The organism is Streptomyces sp. LN549, assembly GCF_043203805.1.
Classification (GTDB): domain Bacteria; phylum Actinomycetota; class Actinomycetes; order Streptomycetales; family Streptomycetaceae; genus Streptomyces.
In genome coordinates this window covers 6980529-6992059 of sequence record NZ_JAZHRI010000002.1, presented here as the reverse complement: position 1 = coordinate 6992059, position 11531 = coordinate 6980529, and the positions used below count along the sequence as shown (strand labels likewise).

The window sequence follows — 11531 nt, the reverse complement described above, 5'->3', positions numbered from 1 at the left end:
GGCTGCCACCGCGCCCTGCCCGCAGAACCTTCAGGCGGGCGGGCGGGTCCGCCGGGCTGATGCCCGGCGGTCGGATCCACGCGTGAGGCCGCCTCCCCGTCCCTTCGCAGAGGGGAACAGGAGCAGAGCCCCACGCACGCGCACGGTCAGCTGTCCGCGCTGCTGCCCACGACGACGCAGGAGTGGCTGTTCTCCCAGCCCCACCCGTCACCGTCCGGGTCGGACGAGCTGCCATTGATGCAGTACGGGTACCCGTTGGGGGCCGTGCCGTCGTCGGTCCCGCCGCCGCTGTCCGCGCTGCTGCCCGCGACGACGCAGGAGCTGCTGTTCTCCCAGCCCCACCCGTCGCCGTCGGGGTCGGACGAGCTGCCGCCGGCACAGTACGGGTACCCGTTGGTGGCGGTGCCGCTGCCCGTGTCGCCCCCGCCGCCCTGCTCTCCCCCGCCGCCGTAGACGGAAGCGGTCTCGGAGGTGGCGGAGATGCCGTTGGCGCCGTTGATGAAGCGGTTACCCCAGGTCGTCAGGGAGTTCGCGTCGAAGCCGTTGACCATGTCGAGGTACTCGACGCCGCTGCCGTTGCCGCTCCAGGACCAGCCGATGTAGCCCACGCCCAGCGACTGCGCGGTGGCCATGATGGTGTCCTCGTCCGGGTTGCCGTCGCTGTGCTGGTCACCGAACTCACCCACGACAATGGGCAGTCCGTTGTCGGTGAAGTGGTGCAGGTAGTCCTGCACCTCGGCGGCGGTGTCGTAGACGCCGTACATGTGGATCGAGAAGATGGTGTTGCGGTCGGGGTCGGACGCGAAGACCGAGGCCGCGTTGTCCCTCATGGTCCCGGACCAGTCCTGGCCCCAGTTGGGGGCGTCCACCATCAGAGCATGGTCGATGCCGGCGTTCCGCAGCTTGCTGATCGCACTCTTGGTGGCACCGGTCCAGGCCGCGGCGTCCGTGTTGCCGTACGGCTCGTTGCCGATGTTGACGACGACGTAGTCCTCCTGACCCTCCAGCGCGCTCTTCACCCCGATCCAGTATTCGGCTGCCTTGTCCAGGGTGGTGGCGGCGCCGTCCTCGCCGTAACCGGTGGTGTCATGCACCTCCAGCACGCAGATGACCTTGCTGGCCTTGCACTGGCCGATGAGGGTGGAGACCTGGGAGGCGCTCGTCTTCGTCCACCGGTCGCCACTGCCGAGCACGATGCGGACGGTGTTGGCGCCCTTGGCCGCTATGTCGGCGATGGCGGTCGTCTGTTCGGGATACCAGGCGTAGGCGTGGTTGACCCCACGCATGACGAACTCGTTCCCGTTCGCCTCGACCACATGGCCGTTACTGACACGGATGCCGGTGGGCGCGGCCTCGGCCTCACCGGCGGAAGGTCCGACGATCGAGCCCAGCAGGCCCAGGGCGGCGGCGAACGCCATGCCCGCGGTCGTGAACAGGGTGCTTCTCGGCTTTCGCATTTCTCTCCTCGGGTACGCATGCGGGTGCGTGGACGGGTACGGAACGGGACGAGGTCGCGGGACGGGCGACACCCCCATGACAACGATGTCCGTCGACCGCACCGGCCCATGAGGGCGCGCTTGGTGAGCGCCGCACACACTTCGACGGTAGTGTCACCGAAGGCAGGCTTCGCGGGCGTCGTGATGGTGGGGGCAGCGCCGGACAACTGACGTCGACCAGCTGCGACTTCGGCCGGATACGGCTCGAACGGGTCGTCGCCACACCATGAGGCACCGGGTGTTACGCCCCTGTCAATAGCGGGTTCGTGATCCGTCCACCAAGCACGGAACCTCTCATGGAACTAAACCGCTAAACCCCCTGGCCAGCCCTACCGCTTACCAGGAAGTGGTCATCGACCAGCAAAAACAGGGTGAGCGCGATTGATTGACAGTCGCACGACACACCCCTACGTTCCTGGTCGATAAACCGGTACAGGACCGGAGTGCACCTCGTCGAGCCGCCGAGACCGGCCCCCGTCCGCCTGCCGCGCCCTCCGAGGCCGCGACCCGTTCCCTTCGGACGAAAGAGACGCCATGCGTACGCACCCCCACACTCGGACCAGGCGTCACTGGCCCCTGGTTTTCCTGCTTCCGGCAGCTTTGGCGGCCACCTGTCTGCCGCTCGTACGCCCCGCCCCGGCCTCGGCCGGCACCAACTCCTTCCGCGACGCGTTGCGGTATCCGCTTCTGCCTGGACGGCGGGGAGTGCTACGTCGCCAGGGCCAACGCGTACGACCTGTTCACCTTCGCTTCGGGCTCCGGCGACACGGAGACGCACCCACCCCTCAAGCACAGCCCGCTGTGCATCAGTTACCGACAACGCTGCAAGTTTCGGTCCAGGACGACTCACACCCAACCAACGACGAATCTCCGACTCAGGTCACTGGGCCGTTTCGTTTGGATCACGGAGTGCGACTGCATCAAGATGCAGCGCCACCTGTTGCGGCCAGGTCGCACGATCTGGCACGTGTGTGACTCGCCGAGGTGATCCAGATGGCCGAGGCTGTCGGAAAGGGCTGGCGACGACCGATGAGTTTCTCCATGATGCCCAGTCATAGATCGTGATTGGTGCACCGCAGCCGCGAGGGTGGTCGAAGCGTGCACCGGCCGCACCCGCTGAGATCCAGACACGAGACATCGAGGAACCGAGATGCGTATCCTGATCAGCACCGCCTTCATTTCGCTCGACGGCGTCGTGGAGGGCCCGGGAGGCGAGCCCGGTTACAGGAACTCCGGGTGGACCTTCAAGGACGTCGAGTTCCTCCCCGAGGCCTTCGAGATCAAGGGCCGGGAGCAGAAGGAAGCTGCCGCGATCCTGATGGGCCGGACCAGCTACGAGGCGTTCAGCCCGGTGTGGCCCGACATGGAGGACTTCGCCGACTACAAGCTGATGCCGAAGTACGTCGTCTCCACCACCCTCACCGAGGACGACCTGGTATCGAACTGGGGCGAGACGACGATCCTGCGCACCCTCAACGAGGTCGCCGCGCTGAAGGAGACCGAGGGCGGCCCCATCATCGTCCACGGCAGCGCCTCCCTGAACCGAGCCCTTTCGGACGCCGGCCTGATCGACCGTTACCACCTGGTCGTCTTCCCGCTGCTGCTCGGGGCGGGCAAGCGGCTCTTCAGCGCCACCGACAAGGACACGCAGAAGCTGAAGCTCGTTGAGCACGAGGCCTACGCCAACGGGCTGCAGAAGAACGTCTTCGATGTCGTCCGCTGACAAGGCTCCCGCGCTCGCCCCGCCGTCGCGGCACTCGTCCTGACCGGAGCGCGGTGGCTCACCGCGCGGACCGCAGGAAGATGGCCGCGACATGGAGCCCGGCCCGGTAGTTGACCGCGGTCTTTTCCTAGCGGGTGGCAACGCCGCGCCACTGCTTCAGGCGATTGATGCACCGCTCGACCGTGTTGCGCTGTTTGTATGCCTCACGGTCGGCGGTGGGTGGCCTGCCACCGCGGCTGCCTCGACGCAGTTGGTGACCCTTCTGATCCGCAGGGACAGGGATCACCGCGCGGATACCGCGCTTGCGCAGGTGCTCGCGGATGGCGCGCCATGCGTACGCCTTGTCGGCCAAGACCATGTCTGGCCGGGTTCGGGACCGTCCGCGTCGACGTGGGACGCGCAGGCGTGCCATCACGTCCGCGAAAGCGGGTGCGTCACCGGCCTGCCCCGCAGTGAGGACGAATGCCAGAGGCGGCAGTTGCCATCGGCTGCGAGATGAACCTTCGTGGTCAGCCCGCCGCGATACCGCCCGATGGCATGGTCGTCCGGCTCACCGACCGGGGCCGCTTCGGTTATGCCTCGACTGTCGGAGGTGCGCAGTACGGTCCCCTCATGAAAACCAGAATCGACCTGACGCTTGATGCTGCGGACGCGCAGGCTCTTGCCGTCTTCTGGAAGACGGCCCTTGGCTATGTCGACGAGCCGCCGCCTGCTCCCTTCAAGACACGCGAGAAGTGGTTCGCGCAGTTCGACCTGCCAGAGGACGACTCCGTGGACGACGGCGCATGGCTCTGTGATCCCGACGGCGTCGGCCCGCGCCTCTGCATCCTCAAGGTCCCCGAGCCCAAGACAGCGAAGAACCGGCTCCACATCGACGTCCGAGTGCCAGGGCACGGCAGTCCTGAGGAGCGATGGGCACGGATCACGGCGGAGTCCGAACGCCTGGTGCGAGCCGGCGGGACCGTCCTGGAGAAGTTCGACGGACACCATGTCCTGATGGCCGACCCGGAGGGTAACGAGTTCTGCGTCGGCGCAGCCTCTGCGTGATGGTTCGACAAGAACAAAGGCCGCCCCCAACCATTCGTGGCGGAGGTCTGCGACGGACTGCGCGCGGGACCGCCCTACTACGGTCTGCTGCCCCTCGCGCAAACGCCCCAGGACTGGGGCCCGGGCCGCCCCGAGCGCCTACTTGCCGAACCTTTTCCTCTCACGGCGGCATGGCTGTGGGAGGCGGAGGGCGACGAGGCGGCTCTGTCTGAGCAGGAGTTCGAAGACCGGATAGCCCCCGTGTACGACCACGGCTCACTGCTGTTGGGCACCGACGGCTGCGGCATGTACTGGCACCTGATCGTCACCGGTCCGCAGCGCGGTCACGTCTGGCTGATCGACGAGAACGGCGCGATACCCTTCGGCACCCGGCCGGGTACCTGCCTGATGCTGGGCACGCCCGGTTTCTTGGGGTGGGTGATCCGCTGGGCCCAGGGCCGCTCCTGGTTCGCGCCCGCCACCGCCTACCCCGCTTCGGCGTCCGGTCCGGAAGCAACGGCTCGATCCGCGCCCGCTGCGCGTCAGTCAACGGCACACCCGGACCAACGATCGGATGATCTGAACGAAACGGCCTAGTGACCTGAGTCGGAGATTCGTTGGCAGTATGCGGCGACTTTGTCGAGGATTTCGTCGGCGGTCTTGGTCCAGATGAAGGGCCGAGGGTTGTCGTTCCAGTTGGCGAGCCATGAGCGGATGTCGCGCTCGAGAGCCTGGACGGAGCGGTGGACGCCGCGTCGGAGCTTCTTCTGCGTGAGCTCGGCGAACCATCGCTCCACCAGGTTCAGCCAGGACGATCCCGTCGGCGTGAAATGCAGGTGGAAGCGCGGGTGCGCCAGTAGCCACTGCTTGATCGCCGGAGTCTTGTGCGTCGCGTAGTTGTCCAGGATCAGGTGCACCTGAAACTCCGCGGGCACCTCCTTGTCGATCTTGGCGAGGAACTTCTTGAACTCGGCGGCCCGGTGCCGGCGGTGCAGGGAGCCGATGACCTTGCCGGAGGCGATCTCCAGGGCCGCGAACAACGTGGTGGTGCCTGCGCGGATGTAGTCGTGGCTGCGGCGTTCGGGAACCCCGGGCATCATCGGCAGCACCGGCTGGGACCGGTCCAGGGCCTGGATCTGCGACTTCTCGTCCACGCACAGCACGAGGGCCTTCTCCGGCGGGTCGAGGTAGAGGCCGACCACGTCGCGGACCTTGTCAATGAACAACGGATCGGTGGACAGCTTGAAGGTCTCGGACCGGTGCGGGGCCAGGGCGAAGGCCCGCCAGATCCGCGAGATCGCCGACTGCGACATCCCCGTCGCCTGCGCCATCGACCGTGTTGACCAGTGGGTGGCGTTCGCCGGCCGTTCTTCCAGAGTCTTGACGATCACCCGCTCGACATCCGCGTCGGTGATCTTGCGCGGCACACCGGGCCTGGGCTCGTCACACATGCCATCCAGGCCCCGGTCCAGGAAACGCCGACGCCATGTGCGGACCGTCTCGGGAACGACCCCGAGACGGCGCGACACCTCCGCGATCGAGTGGCCCTCGGCGCACTCGAGCACGATCCGCGACCGCAAGGCCAGTGCTTGAGCCGTCGAGCGACGACGCACCCACCCCTCAAGCACAGCCCGCTGTGCATCAGTTACCGACAACGCCGCAAGTTTCGGTCCAGGACGACTCACACCCAACCAACGACGAATCTCCGACTCAGGTCACTAGTCAGTCGCCGCCAGTCGGTTGAGAACTTCCGTGGGCGTGAAGTCCCAGCCGACCAGGCGCGGCCCACTCCAGTTGATGCCGATCTTGAGTCCATCCCGTACGTAATCGGGCAGTTCGCGATCGCGCCAGGTGTTCAAGGGCATGGATTCCACGCGTAGCCCATGCCCCCAGACCCTCGCTGCCCTCTGCGCGCGGGCCGAGGTCGACCAGAAAGGAAGGCTTCGCGTGCCGTCTGTGGAGAGGGAGGTCGGCATTCCGTCGTCATCTCGAACAAGCCAGACCATTCCGCTTTTGCGGACGTCTCGGAAAAATGCTGCCGCTTGCGAACCGCTCTGACTCATGGCCACTGAGCCTAGCGGCCCCCGCCACTCATTTCGTTAGGAGTTCTCAGGCGCGCATCGACGCCCACTTCGCACGCATGCGTGACGACGGTGTCGATGTCGTCCGCCTCTGGATGTTCAGCTTCGCGGATGCCTCTCTCAACTCCGGGCGGGTGCCTGTGCGGTGGAGCCTCGCGGGGTGAGGGACGGGGTCGGCACCTGCACGGAACCGGCGTGCTGACCCTCTATGACCGTGAACAGCGTGCGGGCCACCTGCGCCCCGAAGCTGTGCACATCGTGGCTCATGGCCGACAGCGTGGGATGCGTGATCCGGCACAGCTGCGAGTCGTCCCAGGCCAGCAGCGACACGTCGTCGGGAACCACGAAGCCCATTTCGGCGGCGACGCCCGCTCCCGCGACGGCCATGATGTCGTTGTCGTAGACGATGGCCGTCGGACGCTCGGCCGACATCAGCAGGGACCGGGTGGCCCTGGCCCCCTCGCTTCCGTCGAAACCCGTCGCGACCTGCCGGCCCTCCTGGAGACCCAGCTCCCGCATCGTGGCCGCGAACGCGGTGGCCCGGATGGCACTGTGCCCGAGACCGACCGGACCGCCGACGCGGGCGATGCGCCGGTGCCCCAGCGCCGCCAGATAGCGCACCGCCTCGGCCGCGGCGGTGGCGTCGTCCGTCCACACCGCGGGAAACGAACCGGTGAGGGACGGATGCCCGACGGCCACCGCCGGCAGCCCGATCGACTGCAGCGCCGGAACCCTCGGATCACTCTCGTGGAAGTCGACCAGAATGGCGCCGGCGATCGTCTGACTCCGCCACCAGGACTTGTACTGCTCGATCTCCTCGTCGAGATCCCGCACCAGCCTCAGAAGCAACGAGTACGACCGTTCGGCCAGGACGCTCTCGATACCGGAGATGAAGTCCATGTAGAACGGCTCGAGCCCGAGCAGCCGGGCGGGACGGCACAGGGCCAGGCCGATGATGTCGACCCGCTGACTGGAGAGGCTGCGCGCGGTGAGGTTCGGCGCCCAGCCCAGCTCCTTCGCCGCCTCGAAGATCCTCCGGCGGGTGGCATCCGAGACACCCGGCTTCTGGTTGAACGCCAGCGAGACCGCCCCCTTGGACACACCTGCCCGGGCGGCGACATCCCTGATCGTGACACGCGCCGGACCGTTCACCTCGTATCCGTGCAGAACAACACAGCTCGCACGTCATCCGCGGTCACATCGCCGCAGCCATCGACCCGGATCCGGACCTGCTCGCCGGGCAGCAATGTGGTGAGACCACGGTCGGCGGCGGCGTTGGGACTCAGCCGGTCGGCCTGAAGCAGAAGGTCCCTGACGAGGGTGTGCGCATTGACCACGACATCGACCTTACCGCCGCCACCCGAAACAGGTTCCACCTCGATGTCGAAGGCCGGCTGTACGTAGGCGAACTCCTTGTCAGGCACGGGGAAGTACGTGGCCCGCAGACCATCCGCGTCGGCGACGAGGAACTCCTTGGCGGTGAGCTCGTCCGGCACCAGCTCGAGGAGAACCGGGAGCCGCGCGACAGAACGCGCGGCCACTGTCACCTCGTGTGTGCTGTGGCTGACTGTCGCACCGTCGGCCTCAAGGCGGCGCAGTGTCACCACGGTGCGCCATTCCGTGGCGGCCTGGTTGACGGCGGCGAGGACGAGGCCCCCCTCCTCGCCGGGCTGCAGGGTCAGCAGCCGGTCCGCGTAGACGCGTCGCAGCTCGTGGTGGAGCGGCTTGAGACGGCCGTCCCCGTCGACCGCGGCCCAGGAGCTCACCGGCCAGCAGTCGTTGAGCTGCCAGACGACGGTGCCGGCACATGTGGGCCAGTGGGAGCGCCAGTGCTCGATGCCTGCGGCGACGGCACGGGCCTGGACGACCTGGGTCAGGTAGTGCCATCGGTCGAAGTCACCCTCGGGCAGGACGAAGTGGCGGGCGACGCCGCGGTTGAGCTTGCCGTTGCCGTCCTCCGCCTTCTGGTGGTGCAGCATGCCTGGGGAGTCGGGGGCCAGGTTCTCGTGGGGAAGCGCGCGCCGGAGTGTGGCCATCGCCGGAGGGGCCTGCCATCCGAACTCGGCGACGAACCGGGGAACGTTCGCGCGGTACTCGGCGTAGTCCTGGCGGTTCCACACCTCCCAGGAGTGGTAGGTGCCGTGGTCGGGGTCGTTGGGGTGGTGGTCCCATGATCCGGACCACGGGCTCCCTGCGGCATAGTGACGCGTGGGGTCGAGCTCGGCGACCAGACGGGGCAGCAGGCCGAGGTAGTAGCCCTCGCCCCAGGAGTCGCCGGCGAGTCCTGGCTCCCAGTCCCAGTCACGGAATCCCCAGAGGTTCTCGTTGTTGCCGTTCCAGAGGACCAGGCTGGCGTGGGGCATGAGTCGGACAACGTTGTCGCGCGCTTCGGCTTCGACCTCTCCCCGCAGAGGCTGCTCCTCCGGGTAGGCGGCGCAGGCGAAGAGGAAGTCCTGCCAGACCATCAGGCCGAGTTCGTCGCAGGCGTCGTAGAACGCCTCGTCCTCGTAGATGCCGCCTCCCCAGATGCGCACCAGGTCGACGTTGGCGTCCACAGCCTGGCCGAGCCGGGTGCGGTAGCGCTCGGGTGTGACGCGTGAGGGGAACACGTCGTCGGGGATCCAGTTGACGCCTCGGGCGAACACCCGCTCACCATTGACGACGAGGGTGAAGCCCGAGCCCCGCGCGTCGGCGGTACGGTCCAGTTCGACGGTGCGAAATCCGATGCGCCGGTGCCAGGTGTCCAGCTCGCCCTCCTCGTCGAGGAGGGTGACGTCGAGGTCGTAGAGGGGCTGGTCACCGTACCCGCGCGGCCACCAGAGCCGGGGCCGGTCGACCGTCAGGCGCAGCACGGCTTCGTCGCCCTCGAAGCAGGTTTCGGCTCTTTCGCCGGCCACCGTTGCCCGCGCCAGCAGGCTTGCGCCCGCCCCTCCGGCTGTGCGCTCCACCTGCAGTCTGACCTCGACGCCTCCCGTGGCTTCGTCGACGGTGACGAGCGGGCGGACGGACGCGAGGCGTGCCGTCGACCAGTGTTCCAGTCGCACCGGGCGCCAGATGCCGGCGGTGACAAGTGTCGGCCCCCAGTCCCAACCAAAGCTGCTGGCCATCTTGCGGATGTACTGGAACGGCTCGGGGTACACGTTGGGCCGGTCTCCGGTGACCGCCCGTACCGCTTCGGCCTCTGCGTAGGCGGAGGCGAAGTGCACCTCCAGCCTGCCGGTCAGCCCCGTGACGTCGAATCGATGGGTGCGGTGCATGTTCCGGGTCGTCCCGACCTCCCGGCCGTCGAAGGCGATCCGGGCAGCGGTGTCCAGGCCCTCGAAGACGAGGTCGGTGCGCTCATGCCGACTGTCGTGGGAAACGTCGGTGGCATAGGTCCACGAGCGTCGGCCGACCCAGGCAACCTCGCTCTCGTTGAGCTCGAGGAAGGGGTCCGGAATGACTCCGGCGGCGAGCAGGTCGGTGTGAACGCAGCCAGGGACCTGAGCCGGCAGCTGTTCCTGTCCGTGACGCAGGGTCCAGCCTTCGGTGAGCGGGGTGACGTCCTTCATGTGCGGCTCCAATCGCCCAGTACGCGCACTGGCAGATGTATGACGCCGCACAACTTAGCCCCCCAGTGGATCACTGTCCATAAACCGGTCTAGTCGCGAACTCGTCACGCTCTGAACATCTAGAGAGCCCCCAGCCTGCACCAACACGTCGACTGGTAACAATTAGGCATCGTCATCGAAATCGGAGCTTTACCGGTTCACATGCTCCCTGCCATAGTGCCAACATCCCACCGCAGACCTGAGCCGCCATCTGAAGGAGTTGGGCACATGGGGAAGACCAAGACGCTCGCAGGTGCACTTCTGGCCATCGCGACGCTGACCGTGACGGGCTGTAGCGGCGGAGGGGCGCCTTCGACCGAGACGGCCGAAGCCCCCACCGACCCGGGCAAGGCAACGGGCACCATCACGGTCCTGACCCAGCGGACGGACCTGGTCCAGAGCGGGGCCATGGACGCCTACGCCGCGGAGTTCAACAAGATCTACCCCAAGGTCAAGGTGAAGTTCGAAGGACTGACCGACTACGAGGGCGAAGTCAAGATCCGGATGAACACGGAGGACTACGGCGACGTCCTCATGATCCCGGCCGCAGTCTCCAAGAACGACTACCCCAAGTTCTTCGCCCCGCTGGGTTCGTCGATCGAGATGTCGGACAAGTACCGCTTCAGCGACAAGACGGCCGTGGGAAGCAAGGTCTACGGCATTGCCCAGTTCGGCACCGCCAACGGCTTCGTCTACAACAAGGCCCTCTGGAAGAAGGCCGGCATCACCGCCTGGCCGGACTCACCGGAGGAGTTCCTCGCGGGGCTGAAGGCGATCAGGTCGAAGACCGGCGCGACCCCCTACTACACCAACTTCAAGGACGGCTGGCCGCTGGTCCAGTGGAGCAGCAACATCGGCTCGGCCACGTGCAGTGAAGAAGCCAACAACAGGCTCGCCGGTCCGGTCTCTCCGTGGAAGCCGGGCAGCGAGCTCGGGGCGATCGACACCTTGCTGTACGACATCGTCAAGGACGGCCTCTCGGAGAAGGACCCCAGCACCACCAACTGGGAAGCCTCGAAGAGCATGCTCGCCAAGGGCAAGATCGGTTCCATGATGGTCGGCTCATGGTCGATCACACAGATGAAGGACGCTGCCGAAAAGGCAGGGAAGGACCCCGACGACATCAGCTTCATGCCCGTCCCTCTCCAGCGGGAGAACGGACAGTGCGCCACTGTGGTGTCGGACTACCAGCAGGCCGTCAACGCCCACTCCAAGCACAAGGAAGCAGCCCGGGCCTGGATCGACTGGTTCACCGAGAAGTCCGGCTACTCCGCCAAGGAGGGAGCCGTCCCCACCCTCAAGTCGGCTCCCATGCCCGCAACCCTGAAGGAGTTCGTTGACAACGATGTCACCTTTGTGGAGCGTTCGGAGAGCAAGACGGGCACGGTGAACGACATCGACAACGCCGCCGAGATCGGGCTCAACAAGCCTGACTACCGCCAGAAGCTGATCGACATCGCCCGCGGAGCGCAGAAGGGCAGCCTCGAGGACTACTTCACCGACCTCAACAAGAGGTGGGACGAGGCAGCGAAGACCGCCGGCTCCTGAACCGGTGAGGGGGCCCCGGCCGCACGACACCGGCCGGGGCCCCGCCCTCCCGCGCACACGGGATGAC

Annotated in this window: 8 protein-coding genes and 2 pseudogenes; 4 read left to right on the top strand and 6 right to left on the bottom strand. The window is 66.8% G+C overall.

Annotated elements, in window-relative coordinates:
- Positions 1-146: 146 nt before the first annotated feature.
- A complete protein-coding gene (locus SH922_RS31355; RefSeq protein WP_393061770.1) occupies positions 147-1457 on the bottom strand; it encodes a cellulase family glycosylhydrolase in 1311 nt (436 codons plus the stop codon).
- A 1189-nt stretch (positions 1458-2646) separates the two neighbouring features.
- Here SH922_RS31355 and SH922_RS31350 point away from each other — a divergent pair.
- On the top strand, positions 2647-3219 hold the full coding sequence (locus tag SH922_RS31350; protein WP_393061768.1) for a dihydrofolate reductase family protein: 573 nt from the start codon (positions 2647-2649) through the stop codon (positions 3217-3219).
- 130 nt (positions 3220-3349) lie between these two features.
- Here the strand turns inward: SH922_RS31350 and SH922_RS31345 are convergent.
- Positions 3350-3756, bottom strand: a pseudogene (locus tag SH922_RS31345) (IS5 family transposase); the annotation flags it as partial.
- A gap of 75 nt (positions 3757-3831) precedes the next feature.
- Between SH922_RS31345 and SH922_RS31340 the strand changes: the two are divergent.
- Entirely contained in the window at positions 3832-4266 is a 435-nt protein-coding gene (locus SH922_RS31340) for a VOC family protein (RefSeq protein ID WP_393063741.1), read from the top strand.
- A gap of 24 nt (positions 4267-4290) precedes the next feature.
- Positions 4291-4725: pseudogene (locus SH922_RS31335) on the top strand (SMI1/KNR4 family protein); the annotation flags it as partial.
- Between the two features lie 113 nt (positions 4726-4838).
- Here the strand turns inward: SH922_RS31335 and SH922_RS31330 are convergent.
- From SH922_RS31330 to SH922_RS31315, 4 genes are all read right to left on the bottom strand, one after another.
- Positions 4839-5930 carry an IS630 family transposase gene (locus SH922_RS31330; protein WP_393061766.1) on the bottom strand — a complete coding sequence of 364 codons (1092 nt, stop codon included), beginning with the start codon at positions 5928-5930 and terminating at the stop codon, positions 4839-4841.
- Between the two features lie 33 nt (positions 5931-5963).
- Complete coding sequence (locus SH922_RS31325; RefSeq protein WP_393061764.1) at positions 5964-6308, bottom strand: DUF2750 domain-containing protein; 345 nt, start codon at positions 6306-6308, stop codon at positions 5964-5966.
- A 138-nt stretch (positions 6309-6446) separates the two neighbouring features.
- Positions 6447-7478: a LacI family DNA-binding transcriptional regulator gene (locus SH922_RS31320; RefSeq protein ID WP_393061762.1), complete on the bottom strand. Its 1032-nt coding sequence runs from the start codon at positions 7476-7478 to the stop codon at positions 6447-6449.
- Positions 7475-9877 (bottom strand): glycoside hydrolase family 2 protein, encoded by a 2403-nt coding sequence (locus SH922_RS31315; RefSeq protein WP_393061760.1) that lies wholly within the window; start codon positions 9875-9877, stop codon positions 7475-7477. The genes SH922_RS31320 and SH922_RS31315 overlap by 4 nt, the downstream gene beginning before the upstream one ends.
- Positions 9878-10144: 267 nt before the next feature.
- Here SH922_RS31315 and SH922_RS31310 point away from each other — a divergent pair, with 267 nt between their 5' ends.
- The gene (locus SH922_RS31310; protein WP_393061758.1) at positions 10145-11464 is read left to right on the top strand and encodes an ABC transporter substrate-binding protein; all 1320 of its coding nucleotides are present in this window, start codon (positions 10145-10147) and stop codon (positions 11462-11464) included.
- Positions 11465-11531 lie beyond the last annotated feature (67 nt).

Excerpts from the sequence above, each read along its gene's own strand:
- SH922_RS31355 (WP_393061770.1), bottom strand. The coding sequence starts at position 1,457 with ATGCGAAAGCCGAGAAGCACCCTGTTCACGACCGCGGGCATGGCGTTC.
- SH922_RS31350 (WP_393061768.1), top strand. The coding sequence starts at position 2,647 with ATGCGTATCCTGATCAGCACCGCCTTCATTTCGCTCGACGGCGTCGTG.
- SH922_RS31340 (WP_393063741.1), top strand. The coding sequence starts at position 3,832 with ATGAAAACCAGAATCGACCTGACGCTTGATGCTGCGGACGCGCAGGCT.
- SH922_RS31325 (WP_393061764.1), bottom strand. The coding sequence starts at position 6,308 with ATGAGTCAGAGCGGTTCGCAAGCGGCAGCATTTTTCCGAGACGTCCGC.
- SH922_RS31315 (WP_393061760.1), bottom strand. The coding sequence starts at position 9,877 with ATGAAGGACGTCACCCCGCTCACCGAAGGCTGGACCCTGCGTCACGGA.
- SH922_RS31310 (WP_393061758.1), top strand. The coding sequence starts at position 10,145 with ATGGGGAAGACCAAGACGCTCGCAGGTGCACTTCTGGCCATCGCGACG.